The 20,783-nt window shown below is 68.5% G+C and carries 19 protein-coding genes; 11 read left to right on the top strand and 8 right to left on the bottom strand.

Annotation, left to right across the window (positions count from 1 at the left end; translation table 11 throughout):
• Positions 1-14 precede the first annotated feature (14 nt).
• On the top strand, positions 15-638 hold the full coding sequence (locus MRBLMD1_RS09870) for a DedA family protein (protein WP_224024801.1): 624 nt from the start codon (positions 15-17) through the stop codon (positions 636-638).
• Here the strand turns inward: MRBLMD1_RS09870 and MRBLMD1_RS09865 are convergent.
• From MRBLMD1_RS09865 to MRBLMD1_RS09855, 3 genes are all read right to left on the bottom strand, one after another.
• Positions 635-940: a hypothetical protein gene (locus MRBLMD1_RS09865; RefSeq protein ID WP_043449019.1), complete on the bottom strand. Its 306-nt coding sequence runs from the start codon at positions 938-940 to the stop codon at positions 635-637. The genes MRBLMD1_RS09870 and MRBLMD1_RS09865 overlap by 4 nt on opposite strands.
• Before the next feature lie 92 nt (positions 941-1,032).
• Positions 1,033-3,840, bottom strand: a complete 2,808-nt coding sequence (ppc, locus tag MRBLMD1_RS09860) for a phosphoenolpyruvate carboxylase (protein ID WP_224024799.1) — start codon at positions 3,838-3,840, stop codon at positions 1,033-1,035.
• Positions 3,841-3,953: 113 nt separating this feature from the next.
• Positions 3,954-4,493 (bottom strand): hypothetical protein, encoded by a 540-nt coding sequence (locus MRBLMD1_RS09855; protein WP_364399123.1) that lies wholly within the window; start codon positions 4,491-4,493, stop codon positions 3,954-3,956.
• 92 nt (positions 4,494-4,585) lie between these two features.
• Between MRBLMD1_RS09855 and MRBLMD1_RS09850 the strand changes: the two genes are divergently transcribed.
• Complete coding sequence (locus tag MRBLMD1_RS09850) at positions 4,586-5,428, top strand: DUF1684 domain-containing protein (protein ID WP_364399121.1); 843 nt, start codon at positions 4,586-4,588, stop codon at positions 5,426-5,428.
• 12 nt (positions 5,429-5,440) lie between these two features.
• On the opposite strand, the gene MRBLMD1_RS09845 is transcribed toward MRBLMD1_RS09850, so the two are convergent.
• Complete coding sequence (locus tag MRBLMD1_RS09845; protein ID WP_364399119.1) at positions 5,441-6,646, bottom strand: acyl-CoA dehydrogenase family protein; 1,206 nt, start codon at positions 6,644-6,646, stop codon at positions 5,441-5,443.
• Complete coding sequence (locus tag MRBLMD1_RS09840) at positions 6,643-7,437, bottom strand: 3-hydroxyacyl-CoA dehydrogenase (protein ID WP_364399117.1); 795 nt, start codon at positions 7,435-7,437, stop codon at positions 6,643-6,645. Before MRBLMD1_RS09840 ends, MRBLMD1_RS09845 begins: the two co-directional genes overlap by 4 nt.
• Before the next feature lie 141 nt (positions 7,438-7,578).
• On the opposite strand from MRBLMD1_RS09840, the gene MRBLMD1_RS09835 reads away from it, so the two are divergent.
• Positions 7,579-8,844, top strand: coding sequence for a glycoside hydrolase family 76 protein (locus MRBLMD1_RS09835; RefSeq protein WP_364399115.1), 1,266 nt, complete (start codon positions 7,579-7,581; stop codon positions 8,842-8,844).
• Here the strand turns inward: MRBLMD1_RS09835 and MRBLMD1_RS09830 are convergent.
• Entirely contained in the window at positions 8,841-10,508 is a 1,668-nt protein-coding gene (locus tag MRBLMD1_RS09830; protein ID WP_364399113.1) for a glycoside hydrolase family 32 protein, read from the bottom strand. The two genes, MRBLMD1_RS09835 and MRBLMD1_RS09830, sit on opposite strands and share 4 nt — an antisense overlap.
• 132 nt (positions 10,509-10,640) lie before the next feature.
• A complete protein-coding gene (locus tag MRBLMD1_RS09825; RefSeq protein WP_364399111.1) occupies positions 10,641-11,243 on the bottom strand; it encodes a YdeI/OmpD-associated family protein in 603 nt (200 codons plus the stop codon).
• Positions 11,244-11,348: 105 nt separating this feature from the next.
• Between MRBLMD1_RS09825 and MRBLMD1_RS09820 the strand changes: the two genes are divergently transcribed.
• From MRBLMD1_RS09820 to MRBLMD1_RS09785, 8 genes are all read left to right on the top strand, one after another.
• Positions 11,349-12,101, top strand: coding sequence for a VOC family protein (locus tag MRBLMD1_RS09820; protein WP_364399334.1), 753 nt, complete (start codon positions 11,349-11,351; stop codon positions 12,099-12,101).
• A 9-nt stretch (positions 12,102-12,110) separates the two neighbouring features.
• The gene (locus MRBLMD1_RS09815) at positions 12,111-12,650 is read left to right on the top strand and encodes an NUDIX hydrolase family protein (protein ID WP_141158190.1); all 540 of its coding nucleotides are present in this window, start codon (positions 12,111-12,113) and stop codon (positions 12,648-12,650) included.
• 88 nt (positions 12,651-12,738) lie between these two features.
• Positions 12,739-13,770 carry a DUF6707 family protein gene (locus tag MRBLMD1_RS09810; protein ID WP_159633396.1) on the top strand — a complete coding sequence of 344 codons (1,032 nt, stop codon included), beginning with the start codon at positions 12,739-12,741 and terminating at the stop codon, positions 13,768-13,770.
• 116 nt (positions 13,771-13,886) lie between these two features.
• Positions 13,887-14,615, top strand: a complete 729-nt coding sequence (locus MRBLMD1_RS09805) for an SRPBCC family protein (protein ID WP_364399108.1) — start codon at positions 13,887-13,889, stop codon at positions 14,613-14,615.
• A 39-nt stretch (positions 14,616-14,654) separates the two neighbouring features.
• Positions 14,655-15,941: a tRNA guanosine(34) transglycosylase Tgt gene (gene tgt / locus MRBLMD1_RS09800; RefSeq protein ID WP_224024782.1), complete on the top strand. Its 1,287-nt coding sequence runs from the start codon at positions 14,655-14,657 to the stop codon at positions 15,939-15,941.
• A 35-nt stretch (positions 15,942-15,976) separates the two neighbouring features.
• On the top strand, positions 15,977-16,726 hold the full coding sequence (locus MRBLMD1_RS09795; protein WP_364399106.1) for a dienelactone hydrolase family protein: 750 nt from the start codon (positions 15,977-15,979) through the stop codon (positions 16,724-16,726).
• A 156-nt stretch (positions 16,727-16,882) separates the two neighbouring features.
• Entirely contained in the window at positions 16,883-17,821 is a 939-nt protein-coding gene (locus tag MRBLMD1_RS09790; protein WP_364399104.1) for a hypothetical protein, read from the top strand.
• A gap of 139 nt (positions 17,822-17,960) precedes the next feature.
• Positions 17,961-18,818 (top strand): hydroxymethylpyrimidine/phosphomethylpyrimidine kinase, encoded by an 858-nt coding sequence (locus tag MRBLMD1_RS09785; protein ID WP_364399102.1) that lies wholly within the window; start codon positions 17,961-17,963, stop codon positions 18,816-18,818.
• A 137-nt stretch (positions 18,819-18,955) separates the two neighbouring features.
• Here MRBLMD1_RS09785 and MRBLMD1_RS09780 read toward each other — a convergent pair whose 3' ends face one another.
• The gene (locus MRBLMD1_RS09780; RefSeq protein WP_364399100.1) at positions 18,956-20,704 is read right to left on the bottom strand and encodes a pyruvate dehydrogenase; all 1,749 of its coding nucleotides are present in this window, start codon (positions 20,702-20,704) and stop codon (positions 18,956-18,958) included.
• Positions 20,705-20,783: the final 79 nt, after the last annotated feature.

Here is a 20,783-nt window from a genome sequence, read left to right as displayed (position 1 = left end):
GGTACCTTGTGGCAATGGACTTCGGCAGCGTTGACAGCTGGGGGACGGCCCTCTACTTCTGGGTCATCCCCGTCGTGATCGGCGATGCCATTTTTCCGCCCATCCCCTCCGAGATGCTGGTGATCACCGGGGGCGCCCTGTCCGCGGACGGCCGGGCCAACGTATTCCTGGTGCTGGTGCTCGCCGCCGTGGCGTCCTGGCTGGGCGACATGGTGGTCTTCCATCTCTTCCGGCGGCGGCTGAGCCATGTGCTGGACCGGTGGAAGTGGGGCCGGCGGGTCCACAGCGGCATCCACGCGGCGCTGGCCAAGGCCGGCCGTTCCTCCACCTACGGCACCATCATCGGCGCAAGGTTCATTCCCGGCGGACGGCTCGCCACCTCGGCGGCATCCGGCGTGGCCAACGTGTCCGTCCGCGGCTTCAGCCTGTGCGCGGCCCTGGGTGCCGTGCTGTGGGCATGCTGGCTGGTGGGCCTGGGCTACTTCACCGGGTCAACCACCAGGCTGCCGTTCTGGGCGAGCTCCCTGATTGGCGTGGCCGTCGGCCTGGTGATCGGCGCCGTCGTGGGCATCCTCGTCACCCGCCGCCGCGGCGACCGGTCCCCGGTGGAGGAGGAGCCCCTCCCGGACGCAGGCTAGACGGGCAGCCACTTGCCGCGGCTGCGCCGCAACACGCTGAGCGGGCCCGTCAGCGCAACGCGTTCGACGGCGTCGCGCATCATGGCTGCCGATTCCACCGCCTGGCGGTTCTCACCGCTGTACTCGCTCGCCTCCACGAGGAAGCGCAGGTTCAGCTGCGGCACGCCGCCGGCGATCTGCAGCTGGTGCGCCTCCACGTGGTGGCGGGTGCCCAGCGCCTCCACGGCCGCGTCCATAACGGACTCGGGCGGATTCCCCGGCCGGAGCCCGGTGATCTTAAGGCGGGTCTGGAAGGAAGGCATGCCTCCAACCCTATCCAACCCACGGATGCGCCATCACGTGTGGCCCCCAACAGCGCCTGTGAGGGACCACACGTGATGGAGCAACTGGAGAATCAGCCGGTGTTGCGGAGGCCGGCCGCCACGCCATTGACGGTGATCAGCATGGCCCGCTGGAGGCGTTCATCGATCTCGGCCCCGCTGATCCCGCCCTCAGTGCGGATGCGGCGCAGGAGTTCCACCTGGAGGTAGCTGATGGGGTCCAGGTACTGGTCGCGGATTTCCAGGGAGCGTTTCAGGGTGGGTTGGGCATCCAGGAGGATGTTCTCGCCGGTGAGCTTGCGCACCTCGGCGACCGTGAGTTCGTACTCTTCCCGGATGGTGCGGAACAGATGGTGAAGTTCCTCCGGGACCAGGGTGGACACGTAGTAGCCGGCGATATCCATGTCCGTTTTGGCGAGCGTCATCTCGACGTTGGACAGCACGGACTTGAAGAAGTTCCAGTGGTCGATCATCTCCACCAGCTGGGCCGAGTGCCCGGCCTCCCGGGCGGCCTTGAGCCCGGAGCCCACACCGAACCAGCCGGGCACGATCTGCCGGGACTGGGTCCAGCCGAATACCCAGGGGATGGCGCGCAGGCCGCCCAGGCCGGCGCCGGAGTCCGGACGCTTGGACGGGCGGGAACCGATATTGAGGGAGCCCAGCTGCTCCACCGGGGTGGAGGCCATGAAGTAGGCGGGCAGGTCCGGGTGGTCGATCAGCTTCCGGTACCGGTCAAAGGCGGCGTCGGAGATGGCTTCCATGACGTGGCCGTACCGCTCTCGCTGGTCCTCGGAGGTCCGCGGGTTCCGGTGCAGGGCAGACCCCTGCAGCACGGCGGCCAGCGACAGCTCCAGGTTTTCGCGGGCCAGCTCCGGCAGGGAGTACTTGTCCGAGATGACTTCACCCTGCTCGGTGAACTTGATTTCGCCTTCCAGGACACCATTGGGCTGGGCCAGGATGGCGTCGTAGGTGGGTCCGCCGCCACGGCCCACGGAACCGCCACGGCCGTGGAACAGGCGGACGCGGACGCCGTGCTTGGCGGCGACGTCGCGCAGCTTGCGCTGCGTCTTGTGGATTTCCCACTGGCTGGTCATCACGCCGGATTCCTTGTTGGAGTCCGAGTAGCCCAGCATCACTTCCTGGATGTCGCCGCGCAGGCGCACCAGCTCACGGTAGGACGGGTCGGAGAGCAGCTGGTCGACGATCTCGGCGGAGGCCCGCAGTTCCTCCACGGTCTCCAGCAGCGGCGCAAAGCCGAGCTTGGCGTAGGGCTTGTCGCCAAAGAGGTTCACCAGGCCGGCTTCGCGGGCCAGGACGGCCGCGGCCAGGACGTCATCCGCGCCGCGGGTCATGGAGATGATGTAGGTCTCGATGACGTCCGGGCCGTACATGCGCAGGGCGCGGCGGATCTCGCGGAAGACGTCGTAGGTGCCGTCGGCGGCGCCGTCGAGCTTAATCGGGTGGCCGGACAGCGGACGGCGGGACGCCAGCTCGGAGCCGAGCACCTCGAAGCGTTCCTCACGGCTCAGCTCGGCGTAGCGCAGGCCGGGGCCGCCGATACGGTCCATCAGCTGGCCGACGGCGTCGTGGTGGTGGTCTGCGTGTTCGCGGATGTCCAGGGTGGCCAGGTGCAGGCCGAAGGAGGCGATGGCACGGCGGACGCGGGCCAGGGAGCCGTCCGCCGCCAGGGCCGCGGAGTGGTTGCGGAGCGAGAGCTCCAGCAGGTTCAGGTCCGCCAGGAGCTCCTCGGTTCCGCTGTAGTCGCGGCCATGCTCATGGTTGGAGTTGGCGGCCACCCGCTTGCCCGTGTTGATGAGCTTGGCCTTAATGCAGGTGAGCTTCAGCCGGTACGGCTCCTGGGCGTTCAGCTCCAGGACCCGCTTGTCCAGGCCGGGCAGCTTCTTCAGGTCCTCGTCGATGGACTCCAGGAGCGGCTGGTCCGCGCCTGCCAGGGCCGTGGAGTTGGACAGGATGGAAATCAGCTCGTCGATCATACCGATGCTGATCCGGATGGCGCTTTGGTTCTGGATCTGCAGGATTTCGCGGGTCACGGCCGCGGTGACGTTCGGGTTGCCGTCACGGTCACCGCCGATCCAGGAGCCAAACCGGATAGGGGCGTCCTTGGACGCAAGGGTGACGCCGTGCTCGCCCAGCAGTTCGGAGAGCTCGGACAGCATTTCCGGCATCGCGTCCGTGAGGATGCCGCCCAGGTAGTAGATGGCGTTCCGGGCCTCATCCACGGGAGTGGGCCGGACCTGGCGCAGCTCGTCGGTCTGCCACATCTGGTCGATGATCTCTGCCAGCTGCCGGTCCTGCCGGCGGCGTGCCGTGGACCCTTCGGCCGTCGACTGGGACAGGACGTCGGAGAGCTTGCGGATCTTGTCCAGGACGGAGCGGCGGGACGCCTCGGTGGGGTGGGCGGTGAAGATGGGACGCACGTCCAGGCCGTTGACCACTTCCTGCAGCACGTCCGGGCCGGCCTGCGCGGCGATGTCCGCCACGGTCTTGGCCAGCCAGCCGTCCTTTTCGGCCCGGGTCCGCAGGCCCCGGACCCGGTGCACCTGTTCCGCGGCGTTGGCCAGGTGGAAGTAGAAGGCGAAGGCGCGCACCAGGTCGGTTGCCTGCTCAATGGGCAGGGAGCCGAGCAGTTCGCGGACCTGGGCAACGACGTCGTGCGCGCTCCAGGGCCCGGTGGCGTGGGCACCGCCGCGCGCTGCTTCTTTGGATTCCTTGGTCAGGAGCCGGACCTGCTCCACGAGGTCCAGGAGTTCCGGTCCGTGCTGGCGGACCAGCGATTCACCCAGCAGGGTGGAGACACGCCGGACGTCCGCGCGCAGTTCGGAGGCAAGATCGGTTTCGGGAGGTGTTGCAGTGTGAGCCATTGAAACAATCTTTCGAGGGATTTGGACTTGGCTCGTACACTGCGCTGGATACTGTGAGCCACGTTACTAGCTAAAGATGCTACCCCCGGACCCGTGGGTCAGTGGAATCCGTCTCACAAGATGTCGCGGTACCCCACATGCCGTTTGACGGCGTCGAGCTCAGCCCGTAGGTTCTGCACCTCGTCCTGCCAGGCGGCCGCCTCCGCCGTGCGGCGCCGGGCCCTCCCGGCCTGGACCACGGCAGCCGTGAGCAGCAGCGGCACCAGGAGGGCCAACGCCCAGCCGGCGGCCGCGAAGAAGTCCAGTGCCACCGGCAACGCGGCCCGGAAGTCGATGAAATCGTTGACGCCGCCGGCCATGCCTGCCATGGCTCCGTCGAGCGGCTGCAGGAACTGGCCCACCACGGGGGTCCCGGAGAGTTCGGGCGGGGCGAGTTTCGCCTGCGCGTCCCCGCCCCAGCGCCCGTCCGCGAGGTGGTTCAGGACGTAGATGCCGGCGCCCACGTTGGCTGCCATGAAGACGGCGACCGCGGCGGCCGCTGCGAGGTCCGGCCGCCGCCGGCGCCACGCCAGGACGCCCGCGGCGGCAAGGGCGGCCGCCAGCCAGGTGAGCGCGGTAAGCCACTCCCGATTCACTCCCGCAAGGATGTCCACGTCTCCATTCAACCCCGGATAAAGGAATCAGCGGTGGAATGAACATGCCTGGCCGGCGGTTGTAGCGTGGGCAGACGAAACCGGAAGGAACCATGACCACCACGCCAGCAGCCACCGCTCCAGCCGCCAGGGAGGAGCGCTGGCAGCGCTTCCGCGCCAACCGCAACAAGGCCCTGGCAACGCCGCACGGCTGGCTGACCCTCACGTCCTTCCAGTGGCTGGAAGAGGCACCGGCCGCCGTCGAACTGGCCCCCGGCCTGTGGTCGAGTGACGCCACGGGCTCGACGGCGTTCCTCACCGCGGTTCCGTCGGACGGGCTCACGCTGGTGGAGACAGGGGAAAAGGTGGACGGCACGGTGTCCGCCGTCCTGGCGGACGAGGAGTCGCTGATGTGGGTGCAGTTCGGCGGCCCGGACGGTGACCAGGTGGTGGTGGAGCTGGCCATCCGCGGCGGCCGGTATGCGATCCGGACCCGGGACGCGGCATCGCCGGTCTTTAAGGAGTTCGACGGCGTGCCCACCTTTCCGTACAACCCTGATTGGGAGGTGACGGGCCGGTTTGAACCGTACCCGGCACCGGTGGATGTGCCGATCGGGACCGCGAACCCGCTGGTTGACGGCGTGCACCGCAGCGTTGGCGAGGTGGTGTTCCGCCTCCCGGGCAGCAGCCACGAGTTCCGGCTGCAGGCGGAGGAGGAGAAACTCGGCGCCCTGACCGTCACGTTCCACGACGAAACCAACGGCGACACCACGGACGAGTGGCGGAAACTCTCCCTCCCCAGGCCCCGGCCGGACGGCTCCGTGGTGCTGGACTTCAACCGGGCCATCAACTACCCCAGCGCCTTCACCCCCTACGGCACCTGCCCCATGCCGGTGAAGAACAACAGCCTCGACATCCGGGTGGAGGCCGGCGAGAAGGAGCCCTACCCCGCGTAGCGCCCGGGAAGCTCAGGAAATGGCCGAAATCCCGGTGATGGCCCGGCCCACGATCAGGGTGTTCACCTCGAACGAGCCCTCATAGGTGTAAATGGCCTCGGCGTCGGCGAAGATCTTGGCCATCCGGTAATCGGTGACAATCCCGTTGCCGCCCAGGATGGACCGGCCCAGCGCCACCGTCTCACGCATGCGGGCGCTGAGGTAGGACTTGGCGAGCGCCACCTGCGGCATGCCGGCGGCGCCCTCCTCCTGCAGCCTGGCGATCCCGGCCATGATGGACATGCTGGCCACGGTGTTGCCCAGCATGGTCACCAACTGCTGCTGGATCAGCTGGAAATGGGCCAGCGGGCGGCCGAACTGCTGCCGTTCCACGGCGTACTGCCGGGCGACGTCGAAGGCCGCCAGCTGCTGGCCCACCGCCTGCCAGGCCACCATGATCCGTGAGCTGCGGAGCAGTTCCTTGGTGTCCTCGAAGCTGCTGATCCCGCCGAACCGGTCCGCCTCGGCAATCCTGACGTCGCGGAACTCGATGTCGGCGTTCTGGACGGTGCGCAGGGCGATCTTGTTCTCGATCCTGCTCCGGCTGACCCCCGGCAGGGTGGCGTCCACGATGAAGCCCCGCACCGAGCCGTCCGCCTCGTCCCGCGCCCACACCAGCATGTAGTCGCAGAACGTCCCGTTGCCGATCCAGCGCTTGGCCCCGTTCAGCACCCAGGTGTCGCCGGCGTCGTCCGCTTCTCCCGTGGTGGAGGAGATCCGCCGGGCGCGGGTCTCCAGGCCGCCCGCCACGTCCGAGCCGTGCAGCGGTTCGGTGAGGGCGAACGCGCCGGTGGTGCGCAGTTCCGAGGCGTCGGCCAGCAGCCGCTGTTTCTGGTCGTCGGTGCCGAAGGTGTGCAGGGACTCGACGAAGAGGTCGTGGTGGACCAGGAAAAACGTGGCCAGGGAGGTGTCCACCCGGGTTATCTCCGCAATGACAAGCCCGGCGAAGAGATGGCTGTAGCCGCGGTGGACGGGCGTGCTCAGTTCCAGGGCCGCCAGCTTGGGCAGGATGTGCGCGGGAAACTCGGCCTTGTTCCACCAGTCCCCGGCGTAGGGTGCCACCTCGGCGGCCAGGAAGTCCCGCAGTTCGGCGAGCTTGGTCCGTTCGGCCGGGTCCAGTGTTGCTTCGACGGCGAAGAAGTCCGCCGCCGGCAGCTGCGATACGTCCGGCGCGCTCATTTCGGTCCCATCCGGATGGCGCCGTCCAGGCGGATGGTTTCACCGTTCAACATGGCGTTGTCCACGATGTGCGCCACCAGGTTGGCGTATTCCGCGGGCTTGCCCAGCCGGGACGGGTGCGGAACCTGCGCCCCCAGCGAGTCCTGCGCTTCCTGGGGCAGGCCGGCCATCATGGGAGTCTCGAAAATGCCCGGGGCGATAGTGACCACGCGGACCAGCGAGCGCGCCAGTTCGCGGGCAATCGGCAGCGTCATGGCGGCCACGGCGCCCTTGGAAGCGGAATATGCAGGCTGGCCAATCTGCCCGTCGAAGGCAGCCACTGAGGCGGTGTTGATGATGACGCCGCGTTCCGGGCCGCCCAGCGGGGTGGCGGCGGGCTCGGTGGCCACCATGGCCTCGGCCGCCAGGCGCAGGACGTTGAAAGTCCCGATCAGGTTGACCTGGATGACCTTGCTGAACGTTTCCAGCGGCAGCACGCCGTCCCGTCCCAGGACCTTGCCCGGGGTGGCGATCCCCGCGCAGTTCACCACGATCCGCAGCGGTCCCAGCCCTGCGGCGGTCCCGACGGCGGCCCGGACGTCCGTTTCGCTGGTCACGTCTCCGGGGGCAAAGACGGCGGACTGGCCGGCCGCGGCGCGGCCGTTGAGTTCGTCGGCCACTGCCTGGCCGCCTGAGGACGGCAGGTCAACGAGCACGACGGATGCGCCGGCGTCGAACAATCTCTGCGCGGTGGCGGCTCCCAGCCCTGACGCCCCGCCTGTCACCAGTGCGACGCTGCCTTTGATGTCCATACATCCTCCTTGATGCGTGTCCCCACGCCGCGGCACGGCCTTGGGCAACAGTTAATGCATGTTAACTGAAATCCGGCGCCGCCGCACGCACCCCCGGTTCCCTGCCCTCCCGGCTCGGGCGGCCCGGTTAGGGTGGACGGCATGACGTCCAGCAGCACCTCCCCCACCACCTGGCAGGACCGGGCGAACCACGCGGCCCGTTCCGTGACCGCCCTGTTCGGCCGGAAACTGCTGTTCCTGCCCGGAACCCACCTGGGGGCCGTGCTGTGGCAGGGCCGGCATGCGGCCGGTCAGCCCACCCCCTCAACGCCGGAGCAGGAGCCCGGCACCCAGCCGGGGCCGCGGTGGCGTGCCGCGCTCCGCCGGATGCGGCCGGCCGCGTCCTTGGCCCTCCCCTGGCATTACTGGTGGCAGGCGCATTACGTTGACTGCCTGGTGGACACCGGGCGGCGGGAACTTGGCGGCGGAGCGACCCCCGCGGCCCGGTTCAACGGCCCCGGCCGGCCCAGCGCAGGGCACCTGGCCTCACGCCTGGTCACCGGGATCAGGCTCCGCAACGCCCTGACCTTCGTGAACAGCTATTACGACGACATGGCGTGGCTTGCCCTGGCCACCCTTCGGCTGGACAGCCTGGCTGAGGAGACCCGGCGTCCGGGCCGCCGCCGTAACGCCGTGGTCCGCGCGTCGCTGGCGCTGCAGTTCGACGCCGCGTGCACCGACGACCTGGGCGGCGGGACGTTCTGGAGCAAGAAACGGGACTTCAAGAACACCCCCGCCACGGCGCCGGTGGCCCTGTTCTATGCCCGCACCGGCCAGCACGCCAAGGCCCAGGCGCTGCTGGACTGGCTGGACGCCACGCTCTTTGACGCGGACCAGGCCCTCTACCTTGACGGTGCACGCCTGAATCCCGCCGGAGAGGTGGTGCTGGAACGTGCGGTGTACACCTACAACCAGGGCCCGGTACTGGGTGCGCTCCTCGAGCTCGGGGGCGAGGCGAACCTGGCGCGGGCCGCGGTCCTGGTGGACGCGGTGCAGCGGCTGCTGACCGTCCCGGCGGACAGTTCCGGCCCCGGCTCCGTGCTGCGCTGTGAGGGAACGGGCGACGGCGGCCTCTTCACCGGGATCCTCTGCCGTTACCTGGCGCTCGCCGCAGCAGACCGCCGGCTTCCGGACGCCACCCGCGCCACGGCTGCGCGGCTGGTGACGGACACCGCTGACGCGTTCTGGTCCGGCCGGCGCCCCGTGGGGCCGGGTGAAGCCGGGGCCGGGCGGGAAGGCAAGAGCATCTTTTCGCTGCACGCCGCCCAACCGGCGGCCGCTGCGTATCCGCCAGGCGCCGCCGTCGAACTTTCCACCCAGCTCCAGGCGTGGATGACGTTGGAGGCAGCGGCGGCGGTCACCGCCTAGCGGATGCCGGCCAGCGGCGTGACGGTGCCGTGCCGGAGGGACACGGCACCGTCGGCCGCAAGCCGCACTTCCCTGGGTCCCGCCGGCGGAAACACCAGCGAGGTCAGGGCGTGTCCGTCCACGAAGACCTCCACGGAGGACCGGTCCACGTAGACCGTGAGGCGGACGGAGTCGCCGGCGGGCTGCGCATCCACCGACCGCGCCTGCCGGTATTCGCCGCGGGCGTCCGCCCGGTCCGCCAGGCCGCTCCCGCCGGCCGCCGCATCGCCGCCGCGGTCCACGAAGGCCCGGCCGGCCGCGAAATCGTAGCCCACCGCGGCGTAGGTGGTGCCTCCGCTTTGCAGCAGCAGCCGCGCCTCACCGGTCCCGTCCGCGGGCTTGGCCAGCTCGACGTCGGCCTTGAAGGCGCCACTGTCAGGAACCGGCAGTGCCGTCCCGCCACCGATGCTGCCGCCGGGCACCTTGACCGGATCCCCTTCCAGCGACTGGAGCGCGGCGGTGGGCGACGACACCAAGGCCGGCCGGCCGCCGTCGGACGCCAGCCGGATGTCCCGCACCACGGAGGCGGACCCGTACCAGTCACCGGTGGGGAGCTGCCGGGCGTAGGTCCAGTTGTTCATCCAGCCGATGGCGTGGCGGGACGCCTTCCGCTGCGCATCGTCCAGCCGCGGGTCATCCCAGGTGACGGCCGCGTAGAAGTCCGGGCCGCCGTCGAGCCACTGGTGGCCGCCGTCAGCTTTGAAGGCCTTGCCGTCGAACCCGCCGGTCCAGTAGGCCAGGCCGGTGGTGCGGCCCTCCCCGGAACCGTTGGCGCTCGCAGCCAGGACCCACGTCCGCTTGGCGGGGTCGCCGTCGACGTCCATCTGGAAGAAGTCCGGGCACTCGAGGATGCCCAGCCCCTCCTGTTCGAAGCCTGACACGTAGGTCCACTGCTTGAGGTCCCGGGAGGTGTAAAAGCCGATCTTGTGGCCCTCCGCGAGGAGCATCAGCCACTGGTTGGTGGCCTCGTCCCGGATGATCCTGGGGTCCCGCCAATGCTCCGCGCCGGGATTCTCCATCACCGGGTTCTGCCCGTAGGCCTGGAAGCTGTAGCCCATGTCCGTGGAGTAGAACAGGGACTGGCGCTGGACACCGTCGTGCTGCTGGGTAAGGACGGCGATCACCGCCCCCTTGCCGAATCCGGCTGTCCCCTCGGTGTCCACCACCGCGGACCCGGTTTCGATGTCGCCCAGGCCGTTGCGGAACTTGGGAATGGCCACCCCTTCGTTCTTCCAGTGCACCAGGTCCGTGCTGGTGGCGTGGAACCACTCGGTGCCGTTCCCTTCCGGGTAGTCGGCGTTGTAGAGGTAGTAGTAATGCCACAGGCCATCAAGGAAAAAAGGCCGCTGCGGATCGTTCATCCAGTGCTGGTCAGGGGTGAGGTGGTACGCGGGCCGGTAGCCGGCATCGTCCGCGGGGGCAGCTTCCGGCGGAGCAGCGGGCTGCCCCGTTTCGCTCTGCCCGGTACCGGCCTGCGGGGTTCCGGCTTGCCCGCCGTCCCTCTGGATATTGCCGCCCAGCACCAGCAATGCTGCCAGCACCAGCACCGTCACGGCCGCCAGGGCCCACAGGACGGGGCGGCGCCGAACGGCGGCGGGAACGGTTTCCGGAATTTTGGGGGGCATGGCGGTGTCAATCCCTCGCTGAACACACAAGTGCCGTCCCCCGGGTTCGGGGAACGGCACCAGCGCAAGTGAACCGTCAATTTTACCGGCCAGCCCCGCGGGAGCAGAATCCCTGGCGTCACACAGCCGGCACTAGCCCTGCCCGGCGGGGCGCTTCTTCTGCGGATACGGGGTCTCGCCGCGCGCCAGCATGTCCACAAAGCCCGCGATCCTGCGCTCGCGGGTGGCTGCCTGTTTGGCCGAATTCGTCCGGTACACCAGGGAGAACAGGTTTGTTTTCGTCAGGACATCGAACATTGCCTGCGCGGCGGGGTTGGCGGCGATGGCTGCTGCCAGGTCTGCGGGAACTTCGACGTCGGCCTGACCGCCGTAGGCCGCGTCCCAGCGGCCGTCGGCCTTGGCGGCCTCCACCGCCGCCCTGCCGGCGTCGGTCATCCTGCCCGTCTCCTCCAGCCGCGCGACGTGCCCCACGTTCCGCGCGGACCAGACGCTGCGGGGGCGCCGCGGCGTCATCCGCTGGAACACGCTTTCGCTGTCCCGGCGCCGGCCCTGCCCGTCGATCCAGCCAAAACACAGGGCCTCGTCCAGGGCCGCCGCGTAGTCAAGGCCCGTCACCGTCCCGCCCTTCTTGTGCAGCACCAGCCACACCCCCGGGCTGGTGCCGTGGTTCTCTTCCAGCCAGGCACGCCAGGCAGCGGCATCGGGCAGCAGCAGTTCCTCAAGCTCATTGGCCATGGGCTAATTCTGCCCGTGGAATCGCGTGCCACAAGCCCCGTGTGCAGAGCGGTTTCGCGTGGCATCATGGCCCTACAGATCCATCCGCCACCTGAGGACAACGCCATGCTCCGAGTCCGCCCCGTCCATTTCACCTCGCGCACCGAGTCCTGGAAGCACCTCCTCACTGCCCTGGGGATGGTGCAGACAGAGGACGACGGCGGGTGGCAGGTCTTTGATTCGGCGTCAGGACGCGTGGCGCTCCACTCCGCGGAGGCGGGTTCCGGTCAGGACGGCCGGACGGTGCTGGCGGTGGAAGTGGGAGACGTGGCCGAATTCGCCCGCCGCACCAACCTCTCAGCCCAGGAGGAGTCCCCACAGGAAGGGGCGGCGGAAGGCGCCGGACCGGCCGAACTCGTCACCGCTGACCACGGTGACGCCTGCCGGATCAGCGCGCCGGACGGGTTCAGCTTCCTCGCGGACAAGGCCGCCCACTTTGCCCAGTGCGCCGACGCCGATCCCGCACTGGCCGTCGCCGCGGTCTGGTACACCGCGGACCCCGAGGGTGCCGTCCGCACGCTGCTGCACATCGGCGCCCGCCCCCGGCCCGTGCCGGACAATGACGAGACGGCAGACTTCACTGCCAAAAACGGCGGCATCCTGCTGGTACGGCCGGCCACCGGACAGTCCAGGTCAGGCTTGGGTTTCGAGTACGACGGCGGGCTGGAACCGTTGCAGGAGCGCCTCACCGCCGCGGGCCTCACCGCCAGCCTGACAGAGGAGGCGTTCGGAAGCACCCTCCACGTAGCCAACCCGGATGCCGGCAGCCCCAACGCGCCCGCCACGGTGTGGATCTCCCAGCGGCGCCCCATGGGGTAGAACTTAAGCATGAACGTGCGCACACCTGACCCGAATCCCGGCTGGCTCTCTGAAGAAGACCTCTTTGAGGCACGGGGGCGGCTGCCCATGGTGTACGTCGAGGCAGTACCGGTCCGGCTGGACCCGCTGGGCTACGTCAACGAAGTGGGCACGCTGCTACAGGCGGACGCAGACGGGACCATGGTGCGTTCCCTGGTGTCCGGGCGCGTCATCTACCGCGAAACCATCCGCGCCGCCCTCCTGCGGCACATGGAAAAGGACCTCGGCCCCCTGGCGTTCCCGCAGCTGCCGTTGAGCCCCGTCCCGTTCACGGTGGCCGAATACTTCCCGGCACCGTCCCAGACCGGCTTCACGGACGAGCGGCAACACGCCGTGTCCCTGGCTTACGTGATCCCGGTGACGGGTGAGTGCGAGCCGCGCCAGGATGCCCTGGAACTGACCTGGATGACCCCGGAGGAAGTCCTCAGCCCGGGCGTCCAGATGGAGTTTTCCGGCGGCCGCGGCGGCCTGATCCGGCAGGCCCTGGCGTTTGCAGGCGTGGGCTTCTGACCACCCCGCCGGGACGTGGGGGTCCCCGGTTTTGAGTGCCCGCCTTTGTAGACTGTAGGGCGGACCGCAAGAGAACTTAAGGACTCCCATGACCGAATCACCAGCCGCCAGGCACCACCGTGAACAGCAGGCTGGATCTCTGACCACCGGCAGCCACATCCTCCTCCCCGACGGCCGGCGCACTGCCGAAATCGACCAGGTGGAGCTCGAGCACGACGACTTTGGCTCCCCCGCACTGGTACTGGCCAGCCTCTCCGGCGGCGGAACCCTGCGGGTTGCCATCGGCACCATGGTCACGGTGGTGGACGGAGCGCACGACGACGTCACCCAGCTTCCGCTGCCGGCGGACCTTCCGGAGGCCGCACCGCCGGCGGAAACCCTGACGCCCCGGAACGGCGCGCAGGAGCAGCCCGGCGCCGGGACCGGTCCCCTCAATGTGGCGCCCGCCGTCGTCGTCCCTCCCCTCCCGCCGGCGCCGCCCGCAGCGACCGGGCCCAGCGAGGAGGAACTGGCACTCATCCCGGCGCCGGCCGGCACCCCCGAATCAGTAGTGGAGGCCGCCGCGGAGGCGCATCCGGATGCGGAGGGCGTCCTGCTCCTGGCCGACAGGCTCTCCAAGGGCGTCAACTTCAAATCCGGAAGCTGCCTGAAGGACCTCAGCGACCTGGCGCACGAACTGTTCATTACGCTCAAGGACGCGGACGGCGCACTGTCCGTAGCGGACCTGATCACCGTGCTGCCCTACGACGGAAACCCGGGCCGGTGGACCTCGGTGGAGGCCTCGCTGGCGCTGGCCAGCTACATTTGCCGGCAGGACGGCCAGGACGAACGCGCCGAAGTGTACGAGAAACTGATCCGCACCCCCGAAAACCAGGAAACGGACCCGTTCAAGGCACGCATGGCAGCCAAGGTGCGGCAGCGCTCGCTCAACGAGCCCAACCTGTACGACAAGGAAATCTTCCGCTCCATCGACAACTCCAACCATGACGCCGAGCGCGAATGGCGGCTGCTGCGGCTGGAATCCCTGCTGTTCCTGCGGGCGCACGGCGGCTCGGAAACCATCGGGACGTCCGAACTGGAACGGCGCATCAGCAACGAGCTGGAGGCCGTCCGCTCCTGACCCGCGGGGCGTCCGGCAGGCGCCTCCCGCGCGCCTTCCGGGCATCTTCCCGGCGCCTTCCCGCAATGGGAAATAGCCCCTACCCGAGGCTATGTCCGGGGCGTACATTCGGGGCTATGACCAACAATCTCAGCGTAGTGATCAACGCCGATGCGCCGCAGGTCTGGACCATGCTGCGTGAACCGTCCAAGGTGGCCCAGTGGCATGGCTGGCAGGCCGAGGACCTGGAGTCCGAGATCAAGGAGATCTACTTCTCCAGTGACGTGCAGGAAGCACCGGACCACACCAGCCTCACCGTGCACGGCGGGGACACGTTTGAGCTCCACCCGGAGGCCGGTGGAACCCGGGTCAGTGTCACCCGCGCCGCCATGGACCATGACTCCGAGTGGGCTGCCTGGGACGAGGACATCACGCAGGGCTGGCTGACCTTCCTGCAGCAACTCCGCTTCGCCCTGGAACGCCACCCGCACGGCAAGCGGCACACCCTGTTCCTGCACCTGACCGAGGGCAAAGCCTCCGCCATTGAGAAGCTGGGGCTCTCCGACCTCCCAGCGCCGGGCGAGCCCTACCAATTGACACTCGGCACCGGCGAGGACATCAGCGGCAAGGTCTGGTACCGGACCAGCCACCAGGTGGGCCTCACGGTGCACAGCTACGCCGAACACGGCGAGGGGCTGCTGGTGGTGGCGGACCATCCGGCCATCAAGGATGTCCGCGCGGAGGGTGACGGCTCGCTGGTCATCGCTTCCACGTACGACCTCGGCGCCGGCGCCTTCGACGCCATCCGGCAATCCTGGGATTCCTGGCGGTCCGAGAACTACCCCGCCTCGGAACCGGCCAGCTGAGTTTACGGGGGCCGGGCGGTTTGCTGGCACACTGGTACGGTGCCAGCCAACCCCGCCTTCGCCCTGCCTGAAACCCGATCCCAGTTCTCCTTCACGGTCGGCACCCGCCTGGCGGAGTCCTGCCCGCCGACGGCGGCTCAGGTAGCGGAAAACGACGGGGAATTCCTGGGCCGCACCGGCACCATCACCACCCCGCACGGTGAGATCCAGACGCCGGCCTTCATCGCCGTCGGCACCAAGGCCACCGTCAAGGCCGTGCTGCCGGAATCCATGGCGGACCTGGGCGCCCAGGCGCTGCTGGCCAACGCCTACCACCTGTACCTGCAGCCGGGCCCGGACATCCTGGATGCGGCCGGCGGCCTGGGTGCCTTCATGAACTGGCCCGGCCCCACCTTCACCGACTCCGGCGGATTCCAGGTGATGAGCCTCGGCTCCGGGTTCAAGAAAGTCATCGACATGAAGTCCGTGGACGCCTCCGGACCGGATGATGCCGTGGCCCCCGGCAAGGAACGCCTGGCCCATATTGACGACGACGGCGTCTGGTTCAAGTCCCACCTGAACGGCGATCGCCACCGCTTCTCGCCCGAGATCTCCATGCAGGTCCAGCACCAGATCGGCGCGGACATCATGTTCGCGTTCGACGAGCTGACCACCCTGCAGAACTCCCGGCGGTACCAGGAGGAATCACTGGAACGCACCCGGCTGTGGGCGGAGCGGTGCATCGAGGAACACTTCCGCCTGACGGAGGAACGGGCGGCCAAGCCCTACCAGGCGCTGTTCGGCGTAATCCAGGGCGCCCAGTATGAAGACCTGCGACGGAAAGCCTGCCGCGACCTCGGCGCGATGCCGTTCGACGGGTTCGGCATCGGCGGTGCGCTGGAGAAGGAAAACCTTGGCACCATCGTGCGCTGGTGCAACGAGGAACTGCCGGAGGACAAGCCGCGGCACCTGCTGGGTATTTCCGAACCGGATGACATCTTCACGGCCATCGAGAACGGGGCGGACACCTTCGACTGCGTCTCCCCCACCCGGGTGGCCCGCAACTCCGCGTTCTATACCCCGTACGGCCGGTTCAATCTTTCCGGCGCCAAGTACAAGCGTGATTTTGGGCCGCTGCAGGAAGGCTGCGACTGCTACGCCTGCGCCAACTACTCGCGGGCCTACATCCACCACCTGTTCAAGGCCAAGGAAATGGTGTCCGCCACCCTCATCTCCATCCACAACGAGCGGTTCGTGGTGAAGATGGTGGACGACGCCCGGCTGGCCATCGAGTCCGGCACCTTCTTCGATTTCAAGGCCGAAACCCTGGGCCGGTACTACTCCTGAGCGTGGCTCCCGGGTGGCTCCGCTATCCTGACCAAATGCTCATCGAGATCCAGGCCGCAGCAGGCCCTGCCGAAGCCATTGTCGCCCGCCCGTCCACCGGCACCGGCCCGTTCCCGGGGGTCATCTTCTACATGGACGCGTTCGGCCTGCGCCCGCGCATCCAGGAGATGGCGCAGCGCATTGCCGAATGGGGCTACGTGGTGCTGGCGCCAAACGTGTTCTACCGGGAAGGAACAGTCGCCGAGTTGGCCCCGGCCGGTGACATGTCCACCCAGGAGGGCCGGGAAGCTGCCGGCAAGGCTGCCTTCCCCCGGGTGGGCCGGCTGACCCCGGACAAGGCCTTGCCGGACATCGATGCCTGGGTTTCCGCGCTGGCGGCGCTCGACGGCGTGGCGCCGGGTCCTATTGGCACCACCGGCTACTGCATGGGTGCCCGGCTCGCTGTCCGCACCGCCACCTCGCACCCGGACCTGGTGGCAGCGTGTGGCGGCTTCCACGGTGGCGGCCTGGCAACGGAGGATCCGGACAGCCCGCACCTGGGGCTTGGCACGGCCCGGGCGCGCTTCGTCTTTGGCCACGCGGACCACGACCGGAGCATGGCCCCCGACGCCGTCGCGCGCCTGGGCGAAGCGCTCAAGGACGCCGGGCTCGAGGCATCCAACGAGATCTACGAAGGGGCACCTCACGGCTACAGCATGGCGGACACCTCGGCGTTCCACCCGGAAGCCACGGAGCGGCACTTCCGTGAGCTGCGCGCCCTGCTGGACGGGGCGCTGAAGGGCTGACCCGGCCGGCCGCCGTCGAACCCGCCGGAAAGCTGCCGGCCCGCCGGAACGTCGCGGCGAACCGGACGGGTTCCGGCGAGTTGGGGACGCAGGACGTTGTCCACATGACGACGACGGCGCTTTCAGTGAGTGCCGCAGCGGCGGGATCCTGTCGGGATGACACCGCAGCAACCAACCCCTCTCCCGGCTCTGCCAAACACCGGCAACCTGTGGCGGACCGGGCAACTGCAAGGGAACGGCCTCAATTCCCGGGCCATCAAGGCCTTGGTCCTCCACGGGAAGCTGGTCCGCCTCCGCCACGGTTGCTACATCCGCGCCGAGCCGTGGGAAAAACAGTCACGTCCCGTCCGCAGCATGCAGCTGATTCACGCCCATGCACTCGGCACGCTGACCACTTCGGCCGGTGGCTACGTGTACAGCCACACCTCCGCGGCCCGGCTGCACGGGTTGTATCTCTGGGACGTGGATGACCTGGTCCACCTTTTGATGCCGGGAAACCCTTCCAGTGAGCGGCTCGGCAAGGATGTCCGCGGCCATACCCGGCCCTGGACTGCGTTGGAGGTGGTGACCCTCGGAGGCCTCAAGGTGACCTCGCTGGAGCGGACGGCAGTGGATTGTGCCATGATGCTGGGCTATCGGCAGTCGCTGGTGCTGATGGACCACGCCCTCCGGCTCGGCGCGGACAGGGCCCTGATGGAAAGCATGGCTGACGGCCTGCAGGGACGGCGCGGGATCCGGACCCTCCGGCTGGCGCTCGCCCACGCAGATCCGCGCTCGGAGTCCGCCGGAGAGACACTCACGCGCGAACTCCTTATGCGGCTGAAACTTCCCCTGCCGGAGCCCCAAGTCTCGGTGGATACGCGTGCCGGCCGGTACCGGCTGGATTTCGCCTGGAAGGAAAAGAAGGTTGCCCTCGAATTCGACGGGAAGACGAAGTACTTCGACTACAAACCGACGGATGAGGTGCTGTTCCAGGAACGACAGCGGGAGAATGCCCTCACCGAGAACGGCTGGACGTTTGTGCGCGTGAAGTGGGCCGACCTCTTCCGCGAACACGAGTTCAAAGCCCGCGTGCTTGCCGCGCTCCGACCCTAGCCACGCCGGTGGAGCGCCCAAATCGCCGGAAAGGTGCCGGATCGCCGGTTCTTTCCGTCGATCCGGCACCTTTCCGGCGATCCCGGGACTCGGGGCACCGGTTTGGCGGGCGTCCGACGGCGGGTGGCAGGATGGGTGCATGACTTCCGCTACCCCTGACGCAACGCTGCCCGCCGCACGTCCCGCCGTCGTCCTCACCATCGCCGGGTCCGAAGCCACCGGTGGCGCCGGCGCGCAGGCCGACCTGAAGACCTTCCAGGAACTGGGCGTCTTCGGCATCGCCAACCTGACCTGCATCGTGTCCTTCGACCCCAAGGACAGCTGGAACCACCGCTTCGTGCCGGTGGACCAGCAGGTGATTGCCGATCAACTGGAGGCGACGACGGCGGCCTACGGTCCGGCGTCGGGCGCCCCTTCGGCTTTGGACACGGTGAAGATCGGCATGCTGGGCAGCCCGGCGACCATCAACACGGTGGCCGGTGCCCTGCAGGAGAACAGCTTTGCCAACGTTGTCCTGGACCCGGTGCTGATCTGCAAGGGCCAGGAACCGGGGCACGCGCTGGACACGGACCAGGCCCTGAAAGCCCAGATCCTGCCGCTGGCCACCTTCGTCACGCCCAACCATTTCGAGGCGGAATCACTGTCCGGCCTGGAGATCACGGACGTCGAATCCCTGAAGGCCGCTGCCGTGCGCATCCACGAACTCAGCGGCGCAGCAGTCCTGGCCAAGGGCGGGGTCCGGCTGGAAGGCCCGGACGCCGTCGACGTTTTCTACGACGGCCAGACCCTCGAAGTCCTCAGCGCCCCGAAGGTGGGCGAGGTGGCCGTCTCCGGCGCCGGCTGCTCGCTCGCCGCCGCCGTAACGGCGGAACTGGCCAAGGGCGCCAGCCCGCTGGAGGCCGCCCGTACCGCCAAGGACTTCGTGACCGCCGGCATCCGCAACCGCGTTGCCTCCGGCGCCCCGTTCGATGCCCTGTGGCAGGGCGGCGCCCGCTGACCAAACGCCCCATCACTTTTGGCCCTAAAACCCAAACGCCCCATCACTTTTCGCCCTTAATTCCGGAACGCGTTTGCATAAAGTGCAGACGCGTTCCCGATTTATGGGCAGGATGTGATGGCGGGTTTGGACCCCGGTCAGCGCCGCGGGATGTTGCGCAGGTTGCTGCGCGCCATACTCACGGCCTCACCCGCCCCGCGGTTCAGCACCACCTTGGACATGGCCGTGGCGAACCCGATCACCTGGGAACCGGAGATCTTCGGCGGGATGGACAGCGCCTTGGGGTCGGTGATGAGTTCCACCAGCGACGGGCCGGGGTGGGCGAACGCTTCCCGGTACGCCGATTCGATCTGCGCCGGATCCGTGACCCTCACCGCATGGAAGCCCAGCGCCTGTGCCACGGCCGCGTAGTTGGCATCGGGGACGTCCACACCGAAATCGGGCAGTCCGTCCACCAGCATCTCGAGCTTGACCATGCCGAGGGTTGAGTTGTTGAACACCACTACGTTCACCGGCAGCTTGTAGGCGGCGGCGGTGATGAGCTCACCCAGCAGCATGGACAGCCCGCCGTCGCCGGAGACGGAGATGACCTGCCGGCCGGGGTACGCCAACTGGGCGCCGATGGCGTGCGGCAGGGCGTTGGCCATGGAGCCGTGCAGGAAGGACCCGATGAGCCGGCGGGTGCCCAGCGGGTTGATGTACCGCGCGGTCCAGACGTTGCACATGCCCGTGTCCGCGGTGAAGATGGCGTCCTCGGCGGCCACCTGGTCCAGCAGGGACGCCGCGTACTCCGGGTGGATGGGCTGCTTCTTCTCCACCTTCCGGGTGTAGGCGCCCACGGCCTTGTTCATCAGCCGGTCGTGCTTCTTCAGCATCTGGTCCAGGAACCTGCGGCTCTTCTTCGCCTTCACCAGCGGGAGCAGTGCGCGCAGGGTGGGCAGCACGTCGCCGTGGACGGCAATGTCGACGTCGGTCCGACGGCCCAGCCGGTGGGCCACCCGGTCCACCTGCGCGGTGCGGGTGTCCGGCAGGAACTGGTCGTATGGGAAGTCGGTGCCCAGGAGGATCAGCAGGTCGGCGTCCTCGATGCCTTCGGCCGCGGCCCCGTATCCCAGCAGCCCGGTCATGCCGATATCGAACGGGTTGTCGAACTGGACGAAGTCCTTGCCGCGCAGCGAGTGCCCCACCGGCGCCTTGGCCAGGTCGGCGAGCGCCATCAGCTCGCTGTGTGCCCCTTCCACGCCGGCGCCGGCGAAGATGGCCACCTTGCCGGCGTCGTTGATGGCGTCCGCGAGTGCCTGGACGCTGGCCGGGTCCGGGACCAGGCTGGCAGGCCGGAAGGTGGCAGGCAGCGGGGTGGGGCCGGCGGCCTCCAGCCCGGCGATGTCACCCGGCAGGGTCACGACGGCCACTCCCCCAAGCCCCAGCGCGTGCTGGATGGCACTGTGCATTACCCGGGGAGCCTGCTCTGCGGTGCTGACCAGCTCCGAGTACACCGAGCATTCGTTGAATAGGCGGTCCGGGTGGGTCTCCTGGAAGAAGCTGCTGCCGATCTGCTTGCTGGGAATGTGGGAGGCGATGGCCAGCACCGGAGCGCCGGAGCGGTTGGCGTCGTACAGGCCGTTGATCAGATGCAGGTTTCCGGGGCCGCAGGATCCGGCGCACACGGCAAGCTTTCCGGTGAGCTGCGCTTCGGCTGCGGCCGCAAAGGCGGCGGCTTCCTCATGGCGGACGTGGATCCAGTCAATGCCGCCCTTCGCGGAGCCGCCGGTCTGGCGGACGGCATCCACGATCGGGTTGAGGCTGTCGCCCACAATCCCGTAGATCCGCTGCACGCCGGCAGCCTGGAGTTGTTCGATGAGCTGGGTGGCAAGTTCCTTGGCCATGGGTGCAGACTCCCGCGATGGTGGTGGTGTGCTGACATGGCCCAATATAGTCCGCCCACCCGGCCGGTTCCCCGGCAGG

It is taken from the genome of Pseudarthrobacter sp. LMD1-1-1.1 (assembly GCF_040676255.1).
In the GTDB taxonomy this organism is placed as follows: domain Bacteria; phylum Actinomycetota; class Actinomycetes; order Actinomycetales; family Micrococcaceae; genus Arthrobacter.
This window is presented reverse-complemented; position numbering and strand designations above follow the sequence as displayed.